27 protein-coding genes are annotated in these 25,052 nt (G+C 74.2%); 9 read left to right on the plus strand and 18 right to left on the minus strand.

The genetic code is table 11. The annotated features are described in order from the left end of the window. Positions 1-15: 15 nt before the first annotated feature. The 6 genes from BF93_RS10900 to BF93_RS19600 all read right to left on the minus strand — a co-directional run bounded on the left by BF93_RS10900 (position 16) and on the right by BF93_RS19600 (position 5,401). Positions 16-579 carry a recombinase family protein gene (locus BF93_RS10900; protein WP_038372651.1) on the minus strand — a complete coding sequence of 188 codons (564 nt, stop codon included), beginning with the start codon at positions 577-579 and terminating at the stop codon, positions 16-18. Between the two features lie 26 nt (positions 580-605). Continuing rightward, positions 606-1,166 (minus strand): hypothetical protein, encoded by a 561-nt coding sequence (locus BF93_RS10905; protein ID WP_038372652.1) that lies wholly within the window; start codon positions 1,164-1,166, stop codon positions 606-608. Between the two features lie 12 nt (positions 1,167-1,178). Continuing rightward, complete coding sequence (locus tag BF93_RS10910; RefSeq protein ID WP_038372653.1) at positions 1,179-2,327, minus strand: M4 family metallopeptidase; 1,149 nt, start codon at positions 2,325-2,327, stop codon at positions 1,179-1,181. A gap of 30 nt (positions 2,328-2,357) precedes the next feature. Then, positions 2,358-3,539 carry an aminotransferase-like domain-containing protein gene (locus BF93_RS10915; RefSeq protein WP_038372654.1) on the minus strand — a complete coding sequence of 394 codons (1,182 nt, stop codon included), beginning with the start codon at positions 3,537-3,539 and terminating at the stop codon, positions 2,358-2,360. A 113-nt stretch (positions 3,540-3,652) separates the two neighbouring features. Next, positions 3,653-5,194: a histidine ammonia-lyase gene (gene hutH / locus BF93_RS10920; RefSeq protein ID WP_038372655.1), complete on the minus strand. Its 1,542-nt coding sequence runs from the start codon at positions 5,192-5,194 to the stop codon at positions 3,653-3,655. Between the two features lie 69 nt (positions 5,195-5,263). Further along, entirely contained in the window at positions 5,264-5,401 is a 138-nt protein-coding gene (locus tag BF93_RS19600) for a hypothetical protein (RefSeq protein WP_156954125.1), read from the minus strand. A gap of 81 nt (positions 5,402-5,482) precedes the next feature. Between BF93_RS19600 and BF93_RS19605 the strand changes: the two genes are divergently transcribed. After that, positions 5,483-5,938, plus strand: a complete 456-nt coding sequence (locus BF93_RS19605) for a hypothetical protein (protein ID WP_038372656.1) — start codon at positions 5,483-5,485, stop codon at positions 5,936-5,938. A 6-nt stretch (positions 5,939-5,944) separates the two neighbouring features. Here the strand turns inward: BF93_RS19605 and BF93_RS10930 are convergent, their stop codons facing one another. The 6 genes from BF93_RS10930 to BF93_RS10955 form a co-directional block, all read right to left on the minus strand. Then, positions 5,945-7,273, minus strand: a complete 1,329-nt coding sequence (locus tag BF93_RS10930) for a YjiH family protein (protein WP_038372657.1) — start codon at positions 7,271-7,273, stop codon at positions 5,945-5,947. Positions 7,274-7,398: 125 nt separating this feature from the next. Continuing rightward, positions 7,399-8,754, minus strand: a complete 1,356-nt coding sequence (locus BF93_RS10935) for an amidohydrolase family protein (RefSeq protein WP_084148474.1) — start codon at positions 8,752-8,754, stop codon at positions 7,399-7,401. Then, positions 8,751-10,445, minus strand: a complete 1,695-nt coding sequence (gene hutU, locus BF93_RS10940; protein ID WP_038372659.1) for a urocanate hydratase — start codon at positions 10,443-10,445, stop codon at positions 8,751-8,753. Before hutU ends, BF93_RS10935 begins: the two co-directional genes overlap by 4 nt. Positions 10,446-10,593: 148 nt before the next feature. Then, positions 10,594-11,442 (minus strand): alpha/beta fold hydrolase, encoded by an 849-nt coding sequence (locus BF93_RS10945; RefSeq protein WP_051486852.1) that lies wholly within the window; start codon positions 11,440-11,442, stop codon positions 10,594-10,596. A gap of 75 nt (positions 11,443-11,517) precedes the next feature. Then, complete coding sequence (locus BF93_RS10950; protein ID WP_038372661.1) at positions 11,518-12,282, minus strand: IclR family transcriptional regulator; 765 nt, start codon at positions 12,280-12,282, stop codon at positions 11,518-11,520. Then, entirely contained in the window at positions 12,279-12,755 is a 477-nt protein-coding gene (locus BF93_RS10955) for a MarR family winged helix-turn-helix transcriptional regulator (RefSeq protein WP_051486853.1), read from the minus strand. Before BF93_RS10955 ends, BF93_RS10950 begins: the two co-directional genes overlap by 4 nt. A gap of 48 nt (positions 12,756-12,803) precedes the next feature. Between BF93_RS10955 and BF93_RS10960 the strand changes: the two genes are divergently transcribed. From BF93_RS10960 to BF93_RS10975, 4 genes are all read left to right on the plus strand, one after another. Continuing rightward, positions 12,804-14,027 carry a multidrug effflux MFS transporter gene (locus tag BF93_RS10960; protein ID WP_038372663.1) on the plus strand — a complete coding sequence of 408 codons (1,224 nt, stop codon included), beginning with the start codon at positions 12,804-12,806 and terminating at the stop codon, positions 14,025-14,027. A 109-nt stretch (positions 14,028-14,136) separates the two neighbouring features. Next, positions 14,137-15,111 carry a formimidoylglutamase gene (hutG, locus tag BF93_RS10965; RefSeq protein WP_038372665.1) on the plus strand — a complete coding sequence of 325 codons (975 nt, stop codon included), beginning with the start codon at positions 14,137-14,139 and terminating at the stop codon, positions 15,109-15,111. A 119-nt stretch (positions 15,112-15,230) separates the two neighbouring features. After that, positions 15,231-16,574 carry an NtaA/DmoA family FMN-dependent monooxygenase gene (locus BF93_RS10970; RefSeq protein ID WP_038372666.1) on the plus strand — a complete coding sequence of 448 codons (1,344 nt, stop codon included), beginning with the start codon at positions 15,231-15,233 and terminating at the stop codon, positions 16,572-16,574. Between the two features lie 71 nt (positions 16,575-16,645). Next, the gene (locus tag BF93_RS10975) at positions 16,646-17,389 is read left to right on the plus strand and encodes an NADPH-dependent F420 reductase (RefSeq protein ID WP_038372754.1); all 744 of its coding nucleotides are present in this window, start codon (positions 16,646-16,648) and stop codon (positions 17,387-17,389) included. 236 nt (positions 17,390-17,625) lie between these two features. On the opposite strand, the gene BF93_RS10980 is transcribed toward BF93_RS10975, so the two are convergent. After that, on the minus strand, positions 17,626-17,997 hold the full coding sequence (locus BF93_RS10980) for a MerR family transcriptional regulator (protein WP_038372667.1): 372 nt from the start codon (positions 17,995-17,997) through the stop codon (positions 17,626-17,628). A 92-nt stretch (positions 17,998-18,089) separates the two neighbouring features. Then, a complete protein-coding gene (locus BF93_RS10985; RefSeq protein ID WP_332248917.1) occupies positions 18,090-18,860 on the minus strand; it encodes an NADPH-dependent F420 reductase in 771 nt (256 codons plus the stop codon). Positions 18,861-18,988: 128 nt separating this feature from the next. On the opposite strand from BF93_RS10985, the gene BF93_RS10990 reads away from it, so the two are divergent. Further along, positions 18,989-19,516, plus strand: a complete 528-nt coding sequence (locus BF93_RS10990; protein WP_156954127.1) for a flavin reductase family protein — start codon at positions 18,989-18,991, stop codon at positions 19,514-19,516. Positions 19,517-19,634: 118 nt separating this feature from the next. Here BF93_RS10990 and BF93_RS10995 read toward each other — a convergent pair whose 3' ends face one another. The 3 genes from BF93_RS10995 to BF93_RS11005 all read right to left on the minus strand — a co-directional run bounded on the left by BF93_RS10995 (position 19,635) and on the right by BF93_RS11005 (position 21,543). Continuing rightward, complete coding sequence (locus tag BF93_RS10995; RefSeq protein WP_038372669.1) at positions 19,635-20,021, minus strand: hypothetical protein; 387 nt, start codon at positions 20,019-20,021, stop codon at positions 19,635-19,637. Positions 20,022-20,152: 131 nt separating this feature from the next. Next, on the minus strand, positions 20,153-20,926 hold the full coding sequence (locus BF93_RS11000; RefSeq protein ID WP_038372757.1) for an SDR family oxidoreductase: 774 nt from the start codon (positions 20,924-20,926) through the stop codon (positions 20,153-20,155). Between the two features lie 47 nt (positions 20,927-20,973). Beyond that, positions 20,974-21,543 carry a GNAT family N-acetyltransferase gene (locus BF93_RS11005; RefSeq protein WP_084148475.1) on the minus strand — a complete coding sequence of 190 codons (570 nt, stop codon included), beginning with the start codon at positions 21,541-21,543 and terminating at the stop codon, positions 20,974-20,976. A gap of 86 nt (positions 21,544-21,629) precedes the next feature. Between BF93_RS11005 and BF93_RS11010 the strand changes: the two genes are divergently transcribed. The 3 genes from BF93_RS11010 (at position 21,630) to BF93_RS11020 (ending at position 23,878) form a co-directional block, all read left to right on the plus strand. Continuing rightward, positions 21,630-22,472 carry an HAD-IIB family hydrolase gene (locus tag BF93_RS11010; protein ID WP_038372671.1) on the plus strand — a complete coding sequence of 281 codons (843 nt, stop codon included), beginning with the start codon at positions 21,630-21,632 and terminating at the stop codon, positions 22,470-22,472. An 85-nt stretch (positions 22,473-22,557) separates the two neighbouring features. Continuing rightward, positions 22,558-23,322: an ABC transporter ATP-binding protein gene (locus BF93_RS11015; protein WP_051486856.1), complete on the plus strand. Its 765-nt coding sequence runs from the start codon at positions 22,558-22,560 to the stop codon at positions 23,320-23,322. Positions 23,323-23,350: 28 nt separating this feature from the next. Continuing rightward, the gene (locus BF93_RS11020; RefSeq protein WP_232226332.1) at positions 23,351-23,878 is read left to right on the plus strand and encodes an NUDIX domain-containing protein; all 528 of its coding nucleotides are present in this window, start codon (positions 23,351-23,353) and stop codon (positions 23,876-23,878) included. A gap of 214 nt (positions 23,879-24,092) precedes the next feature. On the opposite strand, the gene BF93_RS11025 is transcribed toward BF93_RS11020, so the two are convergent. After that, positions 24,093-25,034 (minus strand): aminoglycoside phosphotransferase family protein, encoded by a 942-nt coding sequence (locus tag BF93_RS11025; RefSeq protein WP_038372673.1) that lies wholly within the window; start codon positions 25,032-25,034, stop codon positions 24,093-24,095. Positions 25,035-25,052 lie beyond the last annotated feature (18 nt).

Genomic DNA, 25,052 nt, shown 5'->3' on the forward strand with positions numbered 1-25,052 from the left:
GGCGTCGGTCCGCCGTCAGTCCAGCGGCAGCTCGGGCTGCTCGAGCAGCCGCCGCAGCATCTCCCAGGGGACGCCGTGCTCCCGTGCGACCTGACGCGAGGGCATCCCGGCGTCGAGCTGCAGGCGGACGTCGTGCAGCTCGCCGTCGGACAGCTCGCGGGGGCGCTCGATGCTCACCCGGGCGTAGGCGGGCACGTGCACGACGGCCTCGGCCTGCCGTTCCGCCGCCATCGCCGCATCGGCCGCGACGACGGCGGCGACCAGGCGCGCGTCCTCCGGGCCCAGGGTGATGCCGGCCGCGCACAGCTCGAGGCGCGCCCCGGCGCCGATGATCTGCTCGACGAGGTCCTGCAGGTCGCGCAGGGACCGGGCGAGGCGATCCGCGGAGGCGACGGCCAGCGTGTCCCCGCTTCGCAGGGCATCGAGGGCCTCGCGCAGCACGGGACGGTCGTGCGAGGTGCCCGGCGGCTGCAGCTCCGTCCAGGTGCGATCGGCCGGACCGATCAGCTCGCGCTGACGGGCGAGGTCCAGACCGGCCGAGGAGTCCCGGAGATAGGCGATGCGTGCGGAGGTGGCCATCCTGCATTCTGCCTCAGGTGCGGGGCTCATCGCCCGGCGTGCGCGTCGAAGGCGTCGGGATCGCTCTCCTCGTAGGAGAGGGCGAGGTCGAGCCACTGCGAATGCGCCACGTCGCCCTCCCCGCCGTCCTGGTCCCGGCGGGCGTCGTCGTGGTCGGCCATCCGCCACAGCAGCTCATGGATCCGGGCCTCGCAGGCCGGGTCGAGGTCGAGGATCACGGCGGCCGTGACGAGGTCGTCGGCCTCCGCCACGGGCCGCACGACGCTCCGCGCCTGCTCGCAGGCCTCGGTGTACGGGGCCGTCCACGCCGCGATGCGCTCGCGGTGCTCACGGCGCGCCCGGGCGCTGAGGATCCGCACGAGCAGTCCGCGCTCGGGCTCGGGGGCGGTGCCCACGGCCTCGCTCGCGCGGCGGATGCGGTCCAGAGCCGCCCCGGCCCGGGCCGGATCCGCCCCGGGGGCGTGGATCCAGACCGGCACGGTCGTCTCCGGGAGGAGCGTCGCCCAGTCCCGTCGCGCCACCAGATCGCGAATCCTCTCGGCCTCCCATGCATCCTGGATCTCGAAATAGTCCTCGGAGGTCGTCATCGCCCCAGCTTCTCACGCCTGCTCAGTGGTCACTCCGACGCTGCGCCACGCCTCCTGAACGGCGGCCCGCTGCGCCGACCCGGGGCCGTGGAGCTGCTCGGCGGCCGCGAGGGTGGCCCGGGCGAACGCCGCGAAGCCGGCGTCCTTGGGCAGGCCGCCCCGGGTGAGGGCGCGGTACCAGATCGGCCCGGCGCCCTCCCAGGATGCTCCGCCGATCCCGGTCGCGGCCAGCACGAACGCCCGGTTGGGGATGCCGGAGTTGATGTGGACGCCGCCGTTGTCGTGCTGCTCGTCGTGCGGGAGATCCTGGTAGTCGGCCATCGATCCGGGCTGGGGGTCGCGGCCCAGGACCGGGTCGTCGTAGGCGGTGCCGGGCTCCTTCATCGACCGCAGGGCCCGGCCCCGGACGGCGTCGGTGAAGACGCCCTCACCGATCAGCCAGTCCGCCTCCGCGGCGCTCTGGCCCAGCATGCGCTGCTTCGTCATCGACCCGAAGGCATCGGCGACGGACTCGTGCAGCGCCCCGGACTGGCCGACGTACACGAACCCGGCGGTGAACTGGACCACCCCGTGGGTGAGCTCGTGGCCGATCACGTCGACGGCGTTGGTGAAGGACTGGAAGTACACGCCGTCCCCGTCGCCGAAGATCATCTGCTCGCCGTCCCAGAAGGCGTTCTCGAAGTCCTGGCCGTAGTGGACGGTGGCCACCAGCTCCATGCCCGCATCGTCCAGCGAGTCCCGCCCGAAGACCTCCCGGAACAGCGTCCAGGTGGCGCCGAGGCCGGTGTAGGCCTCGTCCGCGGACTCGTCCCCGGTCGCCGGGGCGCCCTCGGCGCGGACCAGCACCCCGGGCAGGGCGGTGCCGTGCTGCGCGTCGTGGACCCGGCGGCGCAGGACGGCCGCCTCCACCGCCGCGGCGGTCCGCGGCGGCCGCGTCTCGGGGACGCGTTCCTGCAGGTGGGGAGGGATGAGTCCGGTCGCCGTCCCGGAGTACCCGGGGCGGCTGGTGCGGGCCGCGCGCACCTCGCGGGAGCCGACGACCCGGCGGCCGATGGCGAGGGTGCGCTGCGCCGCATCGGCCGGCCCGTCGGAGGCGACGCGGGCGATCTGCTCGAGCAGATGGGGCGGGACGATCCCGGCGTGCATGCGTGTGGTGTCCATGCCCCCAGCATGCGCCGGCGCACCGACGCCTCAGCCGACGGCGGCGGCGAGGACCTCCCCGAGGGCGGCGACGCCGCTGCGGATCTGCGCATCGGTCGCGCTGGTGAAGCTCAGACGCAGGGTGCGGCGCCCGTCGCCGTGGGCGAAGAACGGCTGGCCGGGGACGTAGGCGACCTTCCGCGCGACGGCCGCCGGCAGCAGGGCGCCGGTGTCCACGTCGCCGGGCAGCTCGACCCAGCAGAACATGCCGCCGTCAGGATCGCTCACGCGCGCCCCCGCGGGCAGATGCTCCTGCAGGGCCCGGCCCATGACCCCGGCCCGATGGCCGTAGACCTCCCGCAGCCGCTCCACCTGGCGCGGCAGCACATCCTCCACGAGGGCGAGGACGATCATCTGGTTCAGGGTCGGGGAGTGGAGATCGGCCGCCTGCTTGGCGAGCACGAGACGCTCGATGACGTGCCGCGGGGCCTGCACCCAGGCGTCCCGCAGCCCGGGGGCGAGGACCTTCGAGAAGCTGCCGAGGTGGACGACGTGCACCTCCTCGGGATCATCGGCCTGCGCCAGGGCCAGGTCGAACAGGGTGGGCAGGGTCTCGCCGCGGAAGCGCAGGTCGTTGTAGGGGCCGTCCTCGATCACGGTGACGCCGTGGCGCCGCGTCACCTCGAGCAGGGCGCGGCGGCGCTCCCGGGGCAGGGTGCGGCCCGTGGGGTTCTGGAAGGACGGCGTGGTGTACAGCGCCCGGGCCTCCGTGTGCGCGAGCTGCTCGGCCAGGGCCTCGGGGACGATGCCGTCCTCGTCGGTGAGGACCTCGACGAAGCGCGCCCCGTACGGCGCCATCGCCTGCAGGGCCCCGAGGTAGGTGGGCTGCTCGACGAGCACCACGTCGCCGGGATCCAGCAGCACGCGGGCCAGCAGGTCCAGGCCCTGCTGGCTGCCGCTGGTGATCTGCACGTGGTCCGCGCCGATGCCCGCGCGGGCGCCGATCCACTCCCGCAGCCCCGGGTCGCCCTCGGTGGTGGAGTACTGCAGCGCCTCCCGCCCGCGGGCGGCGAGGATCCGGTCGCTCGCGGCACGGACCTCCTCGAGGGGGAACAGCTCCGGGGCGGGCAGCCCGCCGGCGAAGGAGATCACCTCGGGCTGCTGCGTGACCTTGAGGATCTCGCGGATGGCACTGGAGGTCATGCGCCGGGCCGTCGTGCTCAGAGGGATCATCCACCGAGCCTACGAGCCCGGCGCAGGACCGGTCGCGGGCGTCTCAGACGACGCGGGCACCCGCCGACGCGGACGGATCGAGGGACGCCGACGGGTCAGGGGACGCCGACGGGTCAGGCGAGCGGCCCGGCGACCTCCTCGGCGGCGGCGAGGATCGTGCCGTCGCGCAGCAGCTCCTCGGCGGCGGCGATGTCCGGGGCCAGGAAGCGGTCCGGGCCGGGGCCCTCGACCCGCTCGCGCAGCACGGCGATCGCGGCGGCGCTCGCGGCCGACGGGGCCAGCGGCGCCCGCAGGTCGATCGCCCGGGTGGAGGTGATCAGCTCGATCGCCAGGACGCGGCGCAGGCAGTCCACGGCGGTGCGCAGCTTGCGGGCGGCGTGCCAGCCCATGGACACGTGGTCCTCCTGCATGGCGCTCGAGGGGATCGAGTCGACGCTCGCGGGAGCGGCCAGGCGCTTCATCTCCGAGACGAGGCCGGCCTGGGTGTATTGGGCGATCATGAAGCCGGAGTCGACGCCCGGGTCGTCGGCCAGGAACGGCGGCAGGCCGTGGGAGCGGGACTTGTCGAGCATGCGGTCGGTGCGGCGCTCGGCGATGGAGGCGAGGTCCGCGGCGACGACCGCGAGGAAGTCCAGCACGTAGGCGACCGGCGCGCCGTGGAAGTTGCCGTTGGAGGTGACGGTGCCGTCCTCGAGGACGACGGGGTTGTCGATGGCCGCGGCGAGCTCGCGCTCGGCGACGGTGCGGGCGTGGGCGATGGTGTCGCGCACGCCGCCGGCGACCTGCGGGGCGCAGCGCAGCGAGTAGGCGTCCTGGACGCGGGAGCCCTCCGCGGCGACATCGGCCACGATGGCGGAGCCCTCGAGCAGGGCGAAGATGTTCGCGGCGGAGTCCGCCTGGCCGGGGTGCGGGCGCAGCGGCATGTGCAGCTCGGGGCGGAACACGCTGTCGCGGCCGCGCAGGCCCTGCACCGTCAGGGCGGTGGTGAGGTCGGCGACGCGGACCAGCTGCTCGAGGTCGGCGAGCGCGATGAGCAGCATGCCGAGCATGCCGTCGGTGCCGTTGATGAGGGCCAGGCCCTCCTTCTCCTCCAGCAGCACGGGCTCGATGCCCGCCTCGGCCAGCAGCTCCGGCACGGGGCGCTCGACGCCGTCGCGGTCGCGGGCCCGGCCCTCGCCCATCAGCACGATCGCGCAGTGGGACAGCGGCGCGAGGTCGCCGGAGCAGCCCAGCGAGCCGAACTCGTGGACGATCGGGGTGATGCCCGCGTTCAGCAGCGCGATCATCGTCTCGACGACCAGGGGGCGCACGCCCGTGCGGCCGGAGGCGAGGGTCTTCGCGCGCAGCAGCATGAGGGCGCGCACCACCTCGGGCTCGACCTCGGGGCCCGCGCCGGCGGCGTGCGAGCGGATCAGGGAGCGCTGCAGGGCGTGGCGCATGCTCGGCGGGATGGAGGTGTCGGCGAGGGCGCCGAAGCCGGTGGAGACGCCGTAGACCGGGGTGCTGCCGCCGGCGAGCGCATCGATGTGGGCGCGCACGCGGGCGATCTCCTCGCGGGCCGCGGGATCCAGGCGCAGCGGTGCGCCGCCGCGGGCGACGGCGAGGACATCGGCCGGGGAGAGGCCGGAGCTGGAGAGGGTGACGGTGGTGGTCATGTCCTCGAGGCTACGGATCCGGCCGGGGCGCTCCCAGGGCCCCGGCCCGATCGGTGTCCGGTATACCGGTCAGAGCCGGCCGATGCCGTCGCCGATGCCCATCCCGTCCCAGAAGCCCGGGTCCGAGGTATGGCCGACGGTGGTCCGGCCAGCGGTGGCGGCGTTCGCGCCGGGCCCCGCCTCGCCGTCGCCGCGCGGGCAGGCCATGGGGAGGTCTCCCCATGGGGGTGACCGGGCCGGGCCTGCGAGACTGGACCGGCCCCACCGCCTGCGACAGGAGCACCTCCGATGACCCGATGCGCGTCCCGCCGCCGTCCGACCGCCGTCCTCGCGGGGCTCGCCCTCGCGGCGGTGCTGGCCGCCTGCGGCGCGCCCGAGCACGGCGTCCTGCTGGAGCAGGGCACCACCGAGGTCGACCTCGCCGTCGGCGAGAGCGCCCAGATCTCCCTGGGCGAGGGCAGCCAGGGCGTCGGGGACGCCTGGGGGGTCGTCTCGGAGACGGACTCGGCGGTGGCCTCCGCCGAGGTCGTGATGGACGAGGAGGTCCATGGGACGGAGCAGGGCGAGGACGCCCCCGGCGCGACGATGCCCTACGCGGTGGAGGTGACGGGGCTCGCGCCGGGCACGACGACGGTGCGGGTCCTGTACTGCACCCGCAGCGAGATCGCCGAGGACTGCGATCAGAGCCAGGGCACCCTCGAGCCGCCGGTCGACCCGGTGGAGATCACCGTGACCGTCCGCTGAGGCAGCTCACAGGACGAGGTGCGCGATCGGTGCGGCGATCAGCACGGTGAGGACGACCCGCTCGAACCAGAGCACGATCAGGCGCGGCACGCTGATCGGGATCGAGGTCGCGAGGATCGAGGGCACCAGGGCGGAGAAGAACACGATCTGCGAGATCGCGGTGACGCCGACGGTGAAGCGCAGCACCTCCGAGGGGTGGCCGGCGACGACGGTCGCCGGCAGGAACATCTCGGCGATGCCCATCGAGAACGCCTTGCCGGCGAGCAGGGGCTCCGGCAGGCCCACCAGCAGGGCGACGGGCGCGAACACGTAGCCGAACAGGTCGAACAGCGGGGTGTAGGTCGCCAGCAGCAGGCCGATGAGCCCGACCGAGAGGATCGAGGGGACGATCGCGGAGGCCATCAGCACCCCGTCCTTGAGCGTGGACCAGGTGCCGCGGGCCAGGCCCGGGGCCGCCGCGAGGGCGCGCATCGCCTCGGCCCAGGCGGTCGGCAGCAGGCGGCCGCCGCCGGTGGGCTCGGGCTGGTGGGCCACGCCCTCGAAGGTCTCCTCGGGGATGCCGCGCAGCGGCGGGATCCGCACGGTGATGGCGGTGACCAGGAACGTCACCACGAGGGTCACGACGAAGTAGAGCGCCCAGCGGTCCATGAGGTCCAGCGTCGAGGCGACGATGACCATGAAGGTGGCCGAGACCGTGGAGAAGCCGGTCGCGATGATCGCGGCCTCCCGGCCGGTGTACCGGCCCTCGCGGTAGACGCGGTCGGTGATCAGCAGCGCCAGCGAGTAGGAGCCCACGAAGCTCGCGACGGCGTCGACGGCGGCCCGTCCGGGAACCCGCCACACGGGCCGCATGATCGGCCGCACCAGCACGCCGATGAACTCCATCAGCCCGTAGCCGATGAGCAGCGCCAGGAAGATCGCGCCGACGGGCACGATCAGGCCGACGGGGATGGCGAGCTTCTCCCACAGGAAGGGGCCGATGTCCGGGTTCGCGAGCGGGCCCGGGTAATAGCCGAAGGCGGCGCAGGCGGCGACGAGCAGGCCCAGCACGTTGAGGATCGCGAAGGCGGTGCGCAGCGGGCTGCGGCGCCAGGTGCCGGTGACGAAGGGCCGTGCGGTGCCGAAGGCCACCAGGGCGAGCACCACGAAGGGCACGGCCGGCCCCAGGAGGGTGCGCACCAGGGTGAGGACGTGGTCCACGCCGATGGTGCTCTTCCCGCCGATCTCGACGGAGACGAAGAACATCGCCAGGCCGATGGCGCTGTACACGAAGAAGCGCCAGCGGGCCGGCGGGTGCGGCGCGGTGGTGGGGACGGAGTCGGCGCGGGTCGTCATCGATGCGCTCCAGGGGTAGGGCGGCGGGACGCCGCACGGAGGGGTGAGGTCTCCTCCGGCCGGAGGAACGGGCGGCTCCTCCGGCCGGAGTGGGACGGCGGGTCGCCCCGGGGTCGGGGCGGCGGTCAGGCGGCCGGGTGGAGGCGCTGCCCGCGCCGCCACACCGCCGCCGTCATGGGCATGCCCGGCCGGTAGGCCAGGTGGATCGCCGCCGGGGCGGCCAGCAGGTGCACGTCGGCGCGGGCGCCGACGGCCAGGTGGCCGACGTCCGCGCGGCGCAGGGCGAGCGCCCCGCCGCGGGTGGCGGCGCGGATCGCCTCGGCGAGGCTGAGGCGCATCTGCAGCACGGCGGTGGCCACGCAGAAGCTCATGGAGCTGGTGTAGCTGGTGCCGGGGTTGCAGTTGCTGGCCAGGGCCACGACGGCGCCCGCGTCCAGCAGGGCCCGGGCGGGGGCGAGCGGGGCGCGGGTGGACAGGTCGCAGGCCGGCAGGACTGTCGCGACCGTGGGGCCGGCGTCCATGGCGAGCCGGCCGTCGGCGTCCTCGCGCACCGGGAGGGCGGCGGTCGCGGCGAGCGCGTCGACGTCCTCGGCGGACATGTGGTTGAGGTGGTCCACGCTCGCGGCGCCCAGCTCGACGGCGAGGGCCACTCCCCCGCTGCGGGCCAGCTGGTGGCCGTGCACGCGCAGGCCCAGGCCCGCCGCGCGGGCGGCGCGGAGCACCCGGCGGGACTGCGCGACGTCGAAGGCGCCGTCCTCGCAGAAGACATCGGCCCAGCGCAGGAGGTCGCCGGCCTGCTCGCGGACGGCCTCGAGCATCGGCCCGGCGGCGAGGTCCACGTATGCGCCGGCGCCGGGGCGGCCGTGCGCGCCGTCGAACTCGCGCGGCACCAGGTGGGCTCCGAGGTAGGTGGCCTCGTCCAGGGTGCCGTCGGCGACGAGGCGGGCGGCGAGCGCGGCGGAGCGGGCCTCGTCCTCGAGGGTGAGGCCGTATCCGGTCTTCGTCTCCAGGCAGGTGGTGCCGCCGGCGACGGCCTCGGCGATGCGGGCGCGGACCAGCTGCTCGAGGCGGTCGCCGCCGGAGGCGTCCAGGGCCGCCCGGGTGGCGTCGGTGGTGACCTGGATGCCGCCGGCGGCGTAGGCGCGGCCGGCCATGCGGGCCTCGAACTCGGCGGAGCGGTCGCCGTCGAAGATGAGGTGGGAGTGGGAGTCGACCCAGCCGGGCAGCACGGCGCGGCCGGCGGCGTCCACCCGCTCATCGGCGGCGGGAGCGTCGGCGGCCGGGCCGTACCAGGCCACGCGCCCGCCCTCGAGGACCAGGGCGGCGTCGTGCAGCACCTGCCGCTCGGGGGCGTCGTCCAGGGCCGGGTCCAGCGTCCACAGCTCGCCGATGTCGGTGATCAGCGTGCTCGCGGGGGATGCGGCGGCGGCCGCAGGAGCCGGATGGGCTCCCGCGGCCGCCGCGTGCGGGGCGCTCGTCATGCGCCCTGACCGTCGCGCAGGGTGGGCGCGACGGGGATCCGGACGCCGCGCTCGCGCGCGACCTCATCGGCCCGGGAGTAGCCGGCGTCGACGTGACGGATCACGCCCATGCCCGGGTCGTTGGTGAGCAGGCGCTCGAGCTTGCGGGCCGCGAGCTCGGTGCCGTCGGCGAGACCCACCTGGCCGGCGTGGATCGAGCGACCGATGCCGACGCCGCCGCCGTGGTGGATGGACACCCAGGTCGCGCCGGAGGAGGTCGCGGTGAGGGCGTTCAGCAGCGGCCAGTCGGCGATCGCGTCGGAGCCGTCGAGCATCGCCTCGGTCTCGCGGTAGGGCGAGGCCACGGAGCCGGAGTCGAGGTGGTCGCGGCCGATGACGATGGGGGCCTTGACCTTGCCCTCGGCGACGAGGCGGTTGAACAGCAGGCCGGCCTGGTGGCGCTCGCCGTAGCCGAGCCAGCAGATGCGGGCGGGCAGGCCCTCGAACTCGACGTGCTCGCCGGCGGCGTCCAGCCAGCGGTGCAGGTGCTCGTTCTCGGGGAAGAGCTCCTTCAGCGCGGCGTCGGTGACGGCGATGTCCTCCGGGTCGCCCGACAGCGCGACCCAGCGGAACGGGCCGAGGCCCTCGCAGAACAGGGGGCGGATGTAGGCGGGCACGAAGCCGGGGAACGCGAAGGCGCGCTCGTAGCCGGCGTGGCGGGCCTCGTCGCGGATCGAGTTGCCGTAGTCGAAGACCTCGGCGCCCTCGTCCTGGAACTCGACCATGGCGCGGACCTGCGCGGCCATGGACTCGCGGGACTTCTTGGTGAAGCCCTCGGCGTCGGCCTCCGCCTCGGCGTGCCAGTCCTCCATGGTGTGCTCGAGCGGGAGGTAGGACAGCGGGTCGTGGGCGCTGGTCTGGTCGGTGACGACGTCGATGCGGATGTCGCCGGCGCGGTGGCGCTCCAGCAGCGCCGGGAAGACCTCGGCGGCGTTGCCGACGATGCCGATGGAGACGGCGCGGCCCTCCTCCTTGGCGGCGTTGGCGCGGGTGATCGCGTCCTCGAGGTCCTCGGCGATCTCGGTGAGGTAGCGCTTGGCGACGCGGCGCTCGAGGCGGGTGCGGTCCACGTCCGCGATGAGGCAGACGCCGTCGTTGAGGGTGACGGCCAGGGGCTGGGCGCCGCCCATGCCGCCGCAGCCGCCGGTGAGGGTGATGGTGCCCTTCAGGGTGCCGCCGAAGCGCTTGCGGGCCACGGCCGCGAAGGTCTCGAAGGTGCCCTGGAGGATGCCCTGGGTGGCGATGTAGATCCAGGAGCCGGCGGTCATCTGCCCATACATGGTCAGACCCTCGGCCTCGAGCTTGCGGAACTCGGGCCAGGTCGCCCAGTCGCCGACGAGGTTGGAGTTGGCGATGAGCACGCGCGGCGCCCACTCGTTCGTGCGCAGCACGCCGACGGGCTTGCCGGACTGCACCAGCAGCGTCTCGTCGTCCTCGAGGTCCTGCAGGGTCTCGACGATCGCGTCGAAGGCCTCCCAGGAGCGGGCGGCGCGGCCGGTGCCGCCGTAGACGACGAGGTCGTCGGGGCGCTCGGCGACCTCGGGGTCGAGGTTGTTCATGAGCATGCGCAGCGGCGCCTCGGTCTGCCAGGACTTGGCGCTGAGGTCGGTGCCGCGCGCGGCGCGGACGGGGCGGGCTCCGGGGAGGGTCATCGAGGGCTCCTGCTCTGCTGGGGTGGTCCGTCGCGCTCGGCCATGACCGCGACGTGATGCCAGGACACCACGCCCGTCCGCCGCGGGGAACGGGCCCCCGCGCATCGGCGTCCGGGATACCGGACGATGCGCAGACCGGACGATGCGCTCAGTCGCGCGTGCGGGCGGAGACCACGATCTCGGCGAGGATCTCGCGCATCTGCTCGGGCTGCTCGACCCACGGCAGGTGCCCGGCGCCGGTGACGGCGCGCTTGCGGGGAGCTCGGGCGTGGGCGGCGAGCGCCATCACGGGGCCGACGGGCCGCGGGTCGGCGGTGCCGTGGATGAAGGTGATGGGGCAGCGCGCGGCGGTGGCCCAGGTGATCTGGTCCATGTCGTCGAAGGCCATGAGGGAGCGGTTGGCCGCGAGGTTGATGGCGTGCGGGCTGGAGGCCATCGGCAGCGCCAGGTCGTAGCCGGCGGCCGGGTCGGCGTAGTCGGCCGCCCACTGGATGCGGCGCCACTCCGTCTCCTCCTCGCGGGTGCGCTCCCGGGCGTCGAGGGCGGCGAGCCGCTGCGCCCAGGGCTCCAGGCGCCGGGCCCGCTCGGGCCGGTAGGCGCTGCGCCAGTCGCCGATGCCGACCCCGTCGAGGTACCCCAGGCCGATCACCCGACTCGGGTGCGCGCCGGCGTAGGCGAGGGCGAGGGTCGCCCCGAAGGAATGGCCCACCAGCACCACGTGCTCATGCCCGAAGGCGATGCGCAGCTCCTCGAGGTCGGCGACGGAGCGTTCGAGGGTGAGATCCGCCGGCGTCTCGGGCGCAGCGGTGGAGTCCCCGCATCCGCGCTGGTCGTAGCGGTGCACCGTGCATCGGCCGGAGAGCAGCTCGCCGAGCGGTGCCAGGTAGTCCCACAGGCCGGGGCCGCCGTGCACGAGGATCACGGCGGGGGCGCCCGCCGGGCCGGGCACGGTCCGCGTCGCCAGGCGTGCGCCGTCGCTCATCTCCACGAAGTCCACCCGCTCGACGCTACCGCAGCGCGCCCCGCGGATCCGCCCGTCTGCGGTCGGATCCGCCCGCCTCCCCGGGGCCGCTCAGCGGAGGGCGCGGGTGATCTCGGCGGCGACCTCGCGCACGGCGCGGGCGCAGCGCTCGGCGAGCTCGGGGGTCGAGCCGACCTCGGACCAGGTCAGCGCCACCCCGGCGACGGGCCACCCGGCGCGGTCCACGACCGCCGCGGCGACGGAGGCGAAGCCCTCGGTGACCTCGCCGTCCTCCCAGGCCACGCCCTCGCGGCGCACCCGGGCGAGCTCGGCCACGAGGTCCGCGCGGGAGGTCACCGAGGGCGCCTCGGTGCGGCGCTCGAACGGGGTGCGCGAGGGGTAGAGGCTGCGCAGCTGGACCGGGGTGAGCACGGCGAGCATCGCCCGACCGCTCGCGGTGAGGTGCGCGGGCAGGCGCACGCCCGCATCGGTCACGAGGCTGGGGCGCATGCGGGCGCGCTCCTCGACGAGGTACAGCGCATCGCGCCCGTGCAGCACGGCGAGATGCCCGGACTCTCCGACGGCGTCGACCATCCGGGCGATCGCCCGGCGGCCGATCCGCGCCAGGGGGTCGTGGCGGGCGTAGCCGGCGGCGAGCTCGTAGGCCGCCGGGCCCAGCGCGTAGCGGCGCTCCTCGGGCAGGTGCAGGGCGTAGCCGTGGGCGACCAGGGTCGCCAGCAGGTCGTACACGCTCGAGCGGGGCAGCTCGAGGGCCTCGGCGATGCGGGCCGCGGCGACCGGGGCGCGCTGCGCGGCGAGGAAGGTGAGCAGGCGCAGCGTGGCATCGGCCGCGGGGACCTTCGCCCGCCCGCTCATGGCGCGGACCCCTCGTCGCGGTCGAGGAGCCGGACGGCCCGGGCGAGGACCTCGCGGTCCGCGGCGGTGAGGTCCGGGAGGCGGGCGGCGAGCTCGCGGCCCCAGTGGGCGCGGATCGCGCGGCTGGACTCGCGGGCGCGGTCGGTCGGGGCGAGGTGGACGCTGCGGGAGTCGGCGGGATCGGCCTCGCGGGTGAGCATCCCCTTGGCGACGAGTCCCCGCACCGCAGCGGAGAGGTTCGAGCGGCGCAGGCCCACGCCCTCGGCCGTGCTGCTGGGCGTGGCGCCGGGATGGCGGTCCACCCAGCGCAGCACCATCACCTCGGTGCCGGTCAGAGGGACCACGTCGTCCCGTTCGTGGACGCCGTGCTGCAGCGCCCGGGCGAGGGTCACGACGGCGTCGCCGAGCTGGGCGAGCAGGGGATCGTCGGGATCCTGCGCGTCCGAGGGCGGCGTCGACGTCGGGGAGGTCACGCACGGATCCTATCGACACGCCGCTTTCGTTATGTTTGCATAACCATCATGAGCATCCCCGCCTCCCCCACGACCGCTGCGCCCGACGCGGACCTCCGCTCCCCCGTCACCGTGCCCCTGCTGCTCGTGCTGGGCCTGCTGAGCGCCGTCGCCCCGCTGGCGACCGACCTCTACCTGCCCGCCTTCCCCGCCATGGCCGCGGACCTCGGCACCGGCTCCACGCAGGTGCAGCTGACGCTGACCGCCTTCCTCGCCGGCCTGACCCTCGGTCAGCTCGCCTTCGGGCCGCTCTCGGACCGCCTGGGTCGCCGCGGCCCGCTGCTGGTCGGCGCGGTCCTGTTCGTGCTGGCATCGGCCGCCGCCGCCCTCGCACCGAGCATCGGCGTGCTCATCGCCGCCCGCATGCTGCAGGGCCTCGCCGGGGCCGCCGGGATGGTCATCGGCCGCGCGATGATCTCCGACCTCGCGCACGGCCCCGCCGCGGCGCGGGCCTTCAGCCTGATGATGATCGTCGGCGGCGTCGCCCCGGTGATCGCGCCCGTCGCCGGCGGCGCGCTCACCGGCCCGCTGGGCTGGCGCGGCCTGCTCGGCATCATCCTGGTCCTCGCGATCGTCATGGTCGTCTCCGTCCTCGCGCTGACCCGCGAGACCCTCTCCCCGGCGCGCCGCGCCGAGCTCGCCGCCGAGCGCCGCTCCCGCCGGGCCGCCCCCGGGCCGCTCTCCTCGCGCACGTTCGTGGGCCGCACCGTGACCTTCGGCTTCGCCTTCGCGGTGATGATGGCGTACATCTCCGCCTCGCCGTTCCTCTACCAGGAGCTGATGGGCTTCGGCGCGGGCGGCTACGGCATCGCCTTCGGCGTGAACGCCCTGGCGCTCATGGTCGTCAGCGCCGTCTCCGCGCAGCGGGCGGCGACGGTCGCGCCCGAGCGCATGCTGCGGACCGGCGTGGCGGCCGCGGGCGTCTCCGTCCTCGCCGCCCTGGTCCTCGCCGCGGCCGGAGCCCCCGCGATCTGGCTGATGCTGCCGATCTTCACGACCGTCGGCGCGATGGGGCTGATCTTCGGCAACGCCACCGCGCTCGCGCTGGGCGCCGTGCCGCAGGCCGCCGGGACCGCCTCGGCGCTGCTGGGCGCGCTGCAGTTCGGCCTCGGCGCACTGGTCTCGCCGCTGGTCAGCCTCGGCGGGGGCGTCAGCGCCCTGCCCATGGTCCTGGTCATGACCTGCTGCATCGCGATCTCCGCGGGCGGGCTGCTGATCGCCCGGGAGGGCTGAGCTCACCCGCTGTCCGGAGCACCGGACAGCGGGCCTGCCTCGCGCCCCGATCGGGGAGAGTGGAGCCGTAGGGTCCGATGCAGACCCGCCCGCTCCTCGGAGGTGCCCCATGACCGCTCCCGCCCCTGCCGCCTGGACCGGCCGCCACGACGGCGACGGCCCCGAGCATGCTCGCTGGCACCAGGTGGTGCGCCCCGCCGGGGAGGCCGATGCCTCCGCCGCGCACCTGGCCCTGCTGGGCTTCCGCTCCGATGAGGGCGTGCGCCGCAACCGCGGCCGGGTCGGGGCGGCCGATGCCCCCGCCGCGCTGCGCCGCGCCCTGGCGCCGATGGCGCTGCACGGCCCGCTCGCCCGCGGCGAGGTCGGCATCCACGACCTCGGCGACGCCGTCACCGTGGGCACGGACCTCGAGCGCGGGCAGGCCGAGGCCGGGGCGCTGATCGCCGAGGCCCTCGACCGTCCCGGCAGCGCGCTGGGCGTGGTCCTCGGCGGCGGGCACGAGACCGCCTGGGCCTCCTACCAGGGGCTGGTCGCCTCGCAGTCCCTGTCCGGGAAGCGCTGGGGGGTGCTGAACCTCGATGCGCACTTCGACCTGCGCGAGGAGCCGCGCCCCACCTCCGGCACGCCCTTCGCGCAGATGGCGGCGGCGGAGGCCGCGGCCGGCCGCGAGCTCGCCTACCTGGTGCTCGGGATCGCCGAGCCCTCCAACACGGGAGTCCTGTTCGAGCGCGCCCGACGCCTGGGCGTGCGCTGGTGGACGGACGTGGAGTGCATCGAGGCGGGCGCCGCGGGGATCCGCGCCGTCGTCGAGGAGTTCGCCGCGGACCTCGAGGTGCTGTACCTGACCATCGACCTGGACGTGCTGCCCGCCGCGGCCGCCCCCGGGGTCTCCGCCCCCGCGGCCTACGGGGTGCCCGTGCCGCTGATCGAGGCGGCCGTGCGCGCCGCCGCCGGCACCGGGAAGCTGGGCCTGCTGGACGTGGTCGAGCTGAACCCGCAGCTGGACGTCGATTCCCGCACCGCCCGCACCGCCGCCCGGCTCATCGACACGGCCGCCCGGGTCGCTCTGGGCGCCGGGGCCTGATCGACCCTCCGGACCGAGCGGGCACCGCGTGGAGCGGCTTCGACACCACGCTTGACCTTCTCATCGGTGTCAGGGTTGCAGGATGGGCGTTCATCGACCCTGCGCGAAGGAGAACGCCCATGACCGCCCACCAGATCGTGCTCGGCCTCGCCATCACCGACGGCTACGGTGCCCTGCACGGATCCTGGCGTGCCCCCCACGTCCCGGCGGACGCCTACGCCGACATCGAGGCCACCATCCGCCATGCTCGGGCCGCCGAGCGCGGGAAGTTCGCGTTCCTGTTCACCCCGGATTTCCCTGCTGTGCGCGGGGACATCGAGGGGGACACCCTCAGCAACGTCATGGACCCGATCGTGTCGCTGACCGCGATCGCCCGCGCGACCGAGCGCATCGGCTTCGTGGCGACCGGCTCGACCACCTTCCGGGAGCCCTTCAACCAGGCGCGGCAGTTCAAGGCGCTCGACGTGATCAGCCACGGCCGCGCCGGCTGGAACGCGGTCACCACCAGCGACCCCGCCGTCGCGGCCAACTACGGCCGGCCCGTCGCCGATCGACAGGAGCGCTACCAGCGCGCGCACGAGGCCATCCAGATCACCCAGGCGCTCTGGGGCAGCTGGGAGAAGGACGCCTGGATCAGGGACAAGGACGCCGGTCGCTTCCTGGACCCGGAGAAGCTGCGGCCCATCAACCTCGGCGGCGAGCACGTCGCATCCCGCGGCCCGCTGGCGATCCCTCCGTCCGAGCAGGGACAGCCGGTGATCTTCACCTCCGGCGGGCCCAGCCCCCACCTCCTCACGATCGCGGGGCGCTATGCCAGCGGGTTCATCACCGAGGTCTGGACCATCGAGGAGGCCCGCGCCCAGCGCCGCATGATCCGCGAGGCCGCCCGCGACGCCGGGCGCGACCCCGACGAGATCAAGTACATCGTCGGCCTCATGACGACGGTCGCCCCGACCGTGCGCGAGGGCCTGGACCGCCGGATCGCTCTGAGCGGGGGCATCATCGAGGCGCGGCTGCCGCATCTGAACGCCATGCTGGGCCTGCGGCTGCGCCCGGAGCAGATCGACGACCCGCTCACGCCGGAGGTCCTCGCCGCCGCCCACTCTTCCCCCGCGGATCCCCGATCGGGCATCGCCCTCGCCGTCGCCCGCGAGGGCTGGTCGCCGCGGGACGTGCTCGCGCACGGGGTGATCGACTACCACCCCACGGTCGTCGGCCCGGGTGAGCGGCACGCGGACCACATGCAGGAATGGTTCGAGGCGGGGGCCGCCGACGGCTTCTGGATCTCCCCGGACATCTACGAGGACGGCGTCGACGCCTTCGTCGACGAGGTCGTCCCGCTGCTCCAGGAGAGGGGCATCTACCCGAGCGAGTACCCCGGCACCACGCTCCGGGAGAACCTCGGCGTGCCCGCCCAGTACGGCCTGGACCCCCGGATCGGGGACGGAGGCGGCGCACGGTGACCCCGACAGCACTTGTCTCCGCGGAGACGGGACACGAGAAGACGAGGAACGAGGAGACGGAGATGCACCCCATGAGGATCGGAATTCTCGGAGCCGGAGCGATCGGCGCCACCCTGGTACGTCGGCTGAGCACGGCCGGGCACGCGGTGAAGGTCGCCAACTCCCGCGGGCCGGAGACGATCGATCCGGGCCTGCTGACCTCGGGCGCGAGGGCCGTGGAGGCGACGGAGGCGGTGGTGGACGTCGACGTGCTCATCACGTCGATCCCGTTCCATCGCATGGCCGACATCGCCCCGCTGATCGCCCGCGCCCCGCGCGACGCGGTGGTCATCGACACGTCCAACTACTACCCGCGGCGCGACGGCGGCATCCCGGCGATCGACGACGGCCAGGTGGAGAGCGCATGGGTCGCCGAGCAGCTCGGTCGTCCCGTCGCCAAGGCCTGGAACGCCATCACCGCCCAGTCCTTCGCGGACCGCGCCGCCCCGCAGGGCGCTCCGGAGCGGATCGCGATCCCGGTCGCCGCCGACCGCGAGGCCGACCGGGCCGTGGTGATCCGGCTCGTCGAGGAGACCGGCTTCGACGCCTACGACGCCGGAGCGATCGAGGACTCCTGGCGCTTCCAGCCCGCGGCGCCGGCCTACTGCACCGATCTGACGACCGCGGAGATGTCGGAGGCGCTGTCCGCGGCGCAGAAGGACCGGATCCCGCGGCGCCGCGACCTCGCCATGGAGCTGATCGCCGAGCGGGCCGAGGGCGGGGACACCATCACCGGCGACTTCCTGGTGCAGTTCAACCGCGCCGTCTACCGCTGAGCGCGCCTCTCGCGCGGCCCGATGCCGGTCCCGGCGCCGAGCCGCGCGAGGGAAGCGCCCCACCGCGGTCGGGCCGCGCGAGGGAAGCGCCCCACCGCGGTCGGGCCGCGCGAGGGAAGCGCCCCACCGCGGTCGGGCCGCGCGAGGGAAGCGCCCCACCGCGGTCGGGTCGCGCGAGGGAAGCGCCCCACCGCGGTCGGGTCGCGCGAGGGGGCCCGCCCTACCGCCTGCCGCGGTCACCGATGCCCTTGCGCCGCATCCATCGCCTCGATGTAGCGGGTGAGGGCGTCCCGGTTCTGCTCGAGGAAGGAGATGCGCTCGGTCATCTTCTCCCGCTGCTCGACCAGGAGTGCCCTCAGCTCGGGATCCGGGTCCGCGACGATCGTGGCCTGGGTGCCGTCGAGGCACGGCAGCATGTCCCCGATGATCCGCGTCGGGATCCCCGAGTCGAGCAGACCGCGGATCTTGCGCACCCGCAGCACGAGGCGCTCGTCGTACTCGCGGTATCCGTTGGCGAGCCTGCGCGGCGTGATCAGCCCCTGCTCCTCGTAGTAGCGGAGCATGCGGGCCGGGACCCCGGTCCGCGTCGCCAGCTCCCCGATCCTCATCCGTCCTCCCTTCTGCGGCGGTGCCCTCCATCATCCGCCGCGGCGGCGGCCGCGGCGTTCCGGCCGCCCGACCAGCACCGCAGCGGGCGTGCTCAGAATTCCCGCTCGGCGACCTTCGCGCGGGTCGAGGCCGCGACCAGCTCGCGGAGGCGGTCCGCGGGCACGGGGGCTCCGGGGTCCGCGGTGTAGTCCGAGGAGAACCCCTCGGAATCCGCGGCGTAGACCAGGGTGTACGCCCCCGACTCCGGCTCGGTCCGCCAGGACTCCGCGAGCGGGCCGCAGTCCACCGCGTCGAATCCGAGATCACCGATGACCTGCGCGACGAGCTGCTTCGCCTCGGTGGAGTCCCCGAAGACGGCCATCCCCGACCGGTCCTGCGCCTCGGCGGGACGGGCGAGGGAGGGGATGTGGTGGGCGACGATGTTGTTGAACGCCTTCACGATCACTGCTCCAGGGAGCACGGTGGACTCGTATTCCGCCGTGGTGAGGTCGAGCGAGTCGAGCTCGGGGATCCGTCCGTCGCGACTGGGATAGTAGTTCCCGGTCGAGAGCACCGTGCGGCCGCTGAGCTCCTGGATCGGCAGCGAGCCATAGGCGGAGAGCGGGACGGCGAGGATCGTCAGGTCGCCGAAGGCAGCCGCCTCCTCCACGGTCGCGGCCTGAACTCCGGGGCCGAGCTCCGCGACGAGCCCGGCGAGGGATTCGGGGCCGCGAGAGTTCGCGATCCTCACGTCATGCCCCGCCGCACTCGCGAGACTCGCGAGTCCTGCGCCGATCGAGCCGCTACCGATGATGCCCAGACGTGTCATTCGATCTCTCCTTGGTCTCCGCCGGCGGCCGCCGACTCCGCTGCGTCCCGACATAGACGCGCCCCGTCAGGCTCGAACATTGACACTACTGTCAATGTCAAGGCTCAGGAGGCAGGGTGCTCGAGATCTCCCTGCGAGGCGCCTTGACCTTCTCACCCCTGGCAGGACTCGACGATGCTCCCATGACCCGTACAGACCGAACCTGCCCTGACGGCCAGGACCCGATCTCCCCGCAGCGCCTGCGACACGCCATGGGTGGATTCCCGACCGGTGTTGCCGTGGTCGCCGCCGAGCTCGACGGCAGCCTCGTCGGCCTGGCGGCGAACTCCCTGGTCTCCGTCTCGCTCGACCCGCCCCTGGTATCGCTCTCGTTCGCGAGGAGCTCGACGACATGGCCCGCGCTCCGACAGGCGGGTCGCTGGGGGATCAGCCTTCTCGGCGACGAGGACGTGGACCTGCTCACCGCGATGCGTCGACCGGCGTCGGAGCGGTTCCGGGACATCCCGATGGACCGCAGCGGCGGTGTCCCGGACGTCCTCGGATGTCTCGCGGTGCTCACGGTCGAACCCGTCGCCGAGATCGACGCGGGGGACCACGTCCTCACCCTCCTCCACGTCCGCGACCTGGCGCGGGACGACGAGCAGCTCCCGCTGGTCTTCTTCGGGGGCGGGGTGCACCGGCTCCAGGATCCTCCAGTCCACGATCGCTGAGAGGATCGCGCACCCTCAGGCCACCGCCCCGCGGCCGGCACCGGGAAGCTGGGACTGCCGGACGTGGTCGAGCTGAACCCGCAGCTGGACGTCGATTCCCGGACCGCCCGAATATCTCTCAGATCTCGCCACCTCGGCGTCCGAGGGGTGACTCCGATCCTCCCGCCAGCACCGCGGCGAGGATCACCGCCGCGAGGACGCACGCGACCAGGCGGCTCGATCCGATCATCGAGACCAGCAGCGCCAGGAAGAAGAAGGAGACCGCCTCCCCGAACGGCGCCGACGTCGCCATGACCAGGAACAGCGCCGGGACGACCATCCACGCCGACACGGCCATCGCGGCGACGCCCACCGTGCGCGGGCGGCGCGGAACGCTCCGGAGACCTGCCGCGAGGATGGCCATGCCGGCTCCCCCGCCCGCGAGGAGGGATGCGATCTCCGCCGGAACCTCGTCGGGGCCGTAGATCCCACCCCGCAGCAGGACCTCCCCGATCCCGAGCGTCATGACGGCAAGACCGCAGATCAGCGAGATCGCGAGCCGTCGCCTCAGGCCCTGACGCCGGGGAACAGCTCCCGCACCGCTGCCCGCTCCCCCAGGAGCCTCCCGCAGGCGTTCGCCGAGAGGATCCCGCACCGTCATCCCGCCGCCCCGCCGCCGTCGAGCCAGGCACCCAGGGTGAGGTCGTCGACGATCCCGTCGCGGGGGATCAGCCCGCCGCCGGCGAGGCCGCGCCCCAGGTAGGGCAGCTCCGTGACGACGCGCAGGCGGCGCCCGCCGATCTCCCCGCGCGCGGCGAGGATGCGGCGCACCAGCTGCGCCGTGGTCATCTCCTCGGGGCCGCGGATCGCCAGGATCCGGTCGCCGGCGACGTCCTCGCGCACGACCTCGGGGACGATGTGCCGGGCCGCGCGATGCGCCGAGAGCGGCGCCATGCGCATCGTCGGCAGCACGGCCAGCGGGCCGATGCTCGCCTGCGCGGCCATCTGCTCGGCCAGCTCGAACCACTGGGTGGACCGGATGATCGTCGCCGGGATCCGGGCGTCCTGATAGGCGCGCTCCTGCGCGGCCTTGCCCCGGTAGTAGCCGAAGGCCCCGCGGACCTCCGGCCGAGCGGCCCCGGCGATCGACACGCACACCACCCGCCGCGCCCCGGCGCGCTCCGCCGAGCGGGCGATGTTCTGCGCGGCCCGGGTGAAGAAGGAGACGGCCCGGTCCCCGCGGATCGCCTGCACGTTCACGGCATCGACCACCACCTCGGCGCCCTCGAGCGCCGCATCCAGTCCCCTGCCGCTGCGCGCATCCACCCCCGCGGATCGGCTCAGGCGCCGCACCGTGTGCCCGGACTCCTCGAGCTTCCCGCTGAGGGACCGGCCGATGGTCCCCGTCGATCCCAGCACCGCGATGTCCATGGCCGCCACGCTATGCCCATCGGCCGCGCGGGACCAGGGGTCGCCGGTCACGGGCCCGGCGGGGTCCAGTCGGCGTGGACGAGCTGGAACAGCCGGCAGTCGCGCCAGTCTCCGCCCAGGCGCAGGTACTGCGGGGCGAGGCCGTACTCGACGAAGCCGCAGTTCTCGAGCACGCGCGCGGAGGCGTCGTTGCCGACCTGCACCTCCGCCTGCAGGCGGTGCAGGCGCAACGCCCCGAAGGCGACGCCGATCGCGGCGCGCACCGCCCGGGTCGCCACGCCCTGCCCTGTCGCCTCGCGATCCACCCAGTAGCCCAGCGACGCCGATTCGAAGGCCCCGCGGACGATGCCGTTGATGCTGAGGCGTCCCACCAGCTGCTCCCCGCCGAGGACGATCCCCAGCGGGACGCCGCGCCCCTCCTCCGCCGCGGCGAGGGCCTCGTCGAGCATCGCCCGCTGGGCCTCCTCGGTGAACCAGGCGTCCTCCCGCAGCGGGGCCCCGACCAGCAGCTCCTCCCGGTTGCGCAGCTCGAGCTCGGCGAGGCGGGCGGCGTCCTCGCGGCGCAGCGGGCGCAGGGACACGGACTCGGGCCGGGGACGGGACGAAGGCGCGCTCATCGGCCCATCGTCCCACCCGGCGGCGGGCCGCGACGCGACGCGGCCGATAGGCTGGGCCGGTCGTCCGCCCCAGGAAAGAGGCCCCTGTGACTGTTCGCCCCGAGACCGGCCGCCGCTGCGTGTTCATCGACTTCGACGGCACCTTCGCCGACCACGGGATCGCCCCGGGCGCCCACGGGGAGGCGGTGCGCCGGGCGCGGGAGAACGGGCACGTGGTGCTGCTGTGCACGGGCCGGCCCGCCTCCATCGTCGCCCCCGAGGTCGCGGCGCTGTTCGACGGCGTGGTCACCTCCGCCGGCGCCCACGTGCGGGTGGGCGAGGAGGTGCTGCGCGATGACCGCTTCCCCGAGGACCTCGCCCGCCGCACCACGGAGCTGCTGCTGGAGGCCCGGGCGGTCTTCGCCCTCGAGGCCCCCGAGGCGATGTACTGCACGCCCGGCCTCGCCGAGAGCATCCGCGAGCACGTCCGCGCCGCCGAGGCGCCCGCGTCCGGGAGCATCGGCCGCGGCCCGCAGGACATCCTCGACGCCGTCCGCACCCCCGACGACCTGCCGGAGCGCTCGTTCGCGAAGGTGTCCGTGTGGGAGTCGCCGGTGCCCGTGGAGCAGGTGGCCGCGCAGCTGGGCGAGGCGATCGGGGCGCTGCCCAACTCGATCTCGGCCGATGGCCTGCACTCCGGGGAGCTGCACCTGGCCGCGATCGACAAGGCCGACGGGGTGCGGCAGGTCGCGGCGCACCTGGGCTTCGGGATCGAGGCGACCGTCGGCATCGGCGACGGCATGAACGACGTGGGCATGCTGCGGGCGACCGGCACCGCGGTCGGCATCGAGGGCGCGGCCCCCGCCGTGCTCGAGGCCGCGACCTTCGTGGTCCCGGGACCGTCGGGCCACGGCATCGTCGCCGCCTTCGAGCGCCTCGGGATGATCTGAGCCGCGATCCCCCAGGCTTCGCCGGTACCGTGGTCCCGCATCCCGGGCCGCCGCCCGGACCGCCCATCGTCCCCGAGGAGCCAGCGTGTCGATCCTGAAGGCCAGCGGAGTCTCCCTCTCCTACGGAGGGCCCGATGTGCTCTCCGACGTCGACATCGAGGTGACCAGCGGCTCCGCTCCCGTGGGCCTCGTCGGCCCCTCCGGCGGCGGCAAGACGACGCTGGTGGGCGTGCTCTCCGGGGCGCAGAAGGTGCTGCGCGGCACGGTGACCTTCGACGGGCGGCCGGTCTCGCGGCTGCGGCTGCGCTCCAAGAGCGAGTTCTCGGCGCGGGTGCGGGCGGTCTCCCAGTACTCCATGACCATCTCGGATCCGCGGGTGACGGCGCAGATCCGCCTGCGCGAGGCCCTGAAGGTGGCGCGCAAGGGCGGTCGCAGCCACGGCACCAGCATCGAGACGATGCTCGACGCCGTCGGCCTGGACATGAGCGCCGGCACCCGGCCGATGGCCACGCTGTCCGGCGGGGAGCGCCAGCGGGTCGCGCTGGCCACGGCGCTGGCGACCCGGCCCGAGATCCTGCTGCTGGACGAGCCGCTGACCGCCCTGGACCCGCACAGCCGCAGCGCCATGACCGCGCACCTGCGCGAGCTCATCGAGCGTCTGGGCGTCGGCGTGCTGCTGGCCTCCCACGACCTCGAGCTCGTCGAGCGCCTGTGCCCGACCGTGCACGCCCTGGTCGGCGGCACGGTGCTGCCGGCGGCGCCGCTGCGCGAGGTGCTGCGCGATCCCGAGCACCCCGAGCTCGCGGAGCTCGCCTCCGCCGCCCCGATCGCCGTCGCACGCTTCCGCTGAGCTCGGGCGCGCGTCCGACCATCGCGATGTGCTCCTCGCCAGCGGCGACGACCTCGCAGGTTCGGATACCGAGCAAGCCATGTCGCACAGCGCCGGCTCGGACATGTCCGAGCCCATGGCTAGGGTGTCGGCCATGACGACGGAGACGACACAGATCGCGACTGCTCTCCTGATGCGCGAGGGCCGTGCGCTTCTCGTCCTCCGCGGTGGCGCTCGTCGTGCATACCCCAACTGCTGGGGGCTCGTGGGCGGACACGTCGAGCCAGGCGAGACACCACGACAAGCTGTCAGCAGGGAGTGTTTCGAGGAACTCGGGACGCGGATCGCAGATCCACGGCGGATTCCGATGACGGTCACCGCAGCCGGCGTAGAGATGCACACGTTCCTCGTCACCCGTTGGACCACGGAGCCTCGCAACGCTGCGACCGACGAGCACGATGAGATTCGATGGTTCGCGCCCCACGAACTCGCTGACCTCCCGCTCGCCCACCCCGAGTCGCTCCCGGACATTCTGAACGCGATGACGCGCTCTCACGCGGGAAGCAGCACACCGTGACCCGCTTTCGGTGGCGACGAATTCCCCCTGATCACCGTGATCACGTTCGGTGAAGCCGGCGATCCGCCGATGCCGAGCAGGCCCGTGCCGACGAGCTCAGCAGACCAGCACCGCTGAGGCGCGATCCCGGCGAGTGCCGATCTACGAGCCAAATCCGCAGCAAATTGGCTCGTAGACCGGCACTCGACGGGCGGGGCTGAGGCGGGGCTGGGGGTCAGGCGCGCATCTCCGTGCGCCGGCGCAGGCGGATCAGCGGCACCAGCCACTCGGCGTAGCGGGCGCGGTGCGCCCCCAGGCCCGGGACGGACTCCGGGTCGGGGCGCCGGGCGGCGTCGACGAAGAAGCCCAGGAACGCGCACAGCACATCGGTGCCGGTGCGCCGCGGCAGCCCGTGATGGGTCATCAGCTCGTCGATCCGGGCGGAGACCGCCAGCTCCCCGTGCCGGTCCTCGACCGTGCCGAGGAACAGCAGGGCGTCCAGCCAGCGCGGCCCGCGGCAGGCATGGGCCCAGTCCACGACGCTCACCCCGCCGCCGGGGGCGATGAGGAGGTTGTCGGCCCGCACGTCGAGGTGGCACAGGGTCTCCCCGTCGATGGCCGCCAGGCCCCGCTCCTCGGCCAGCTCGAGGTCGCGCAGGTGCTCGAGGATCCATGGGTCCAGCCCCGGCGGCCGGTCCTCGGCGATGCGGGAGAAGCCCAGGAAGTCCTCGGCGAGCGCATCGGCCGCCCGCGGGAGGTCCGGCACCGGGTTCGGGGTGCAGACCGACTGCAGGTGATCCAGGGCGTCGAGCACATGGTCGAGGTCATCGCCCGTCCAGGGCTGGGCGGGGGTCTGCCCCGGCCCGACCTCGGTGACCAGCACGAACCAGTCGCCGTCCGTGAAGGCGTCGACGAAGGCGGGCACCGGGGCGCTGCTGGGGATGTGCGCGAGGGCGTGGGCCTCGGCGCGGTTCATGCGCGGGGAGTCGGGATTGTCCTCGGCGCGGACCGCCTTCACGAACAGGCGTCTGCCGGTGTCCGCGGCGACGATCTCCGCGGTGGACGGGGAGAATCCCCCCGTGCAGGGGATGGTCCAGGACACCTCCGCGCCCAGCCGGTGCTGGACGCGCAGGCGGATGGACTCGGGCAGGTCGCTCCATCGCAGCCGTGGTCTCATACCTCCCGATGATCCCAC

The sequence above is a fragment of the Brachybacterium phenoliresistens genome (assembly GCF_000576425.1).
GTDB lineage: Bacteria > Actinomycetota > Actinomycetes > Actinomycetales > Dermabacteraceae > Brachybacterium > Brachybacterium phenoliresistens.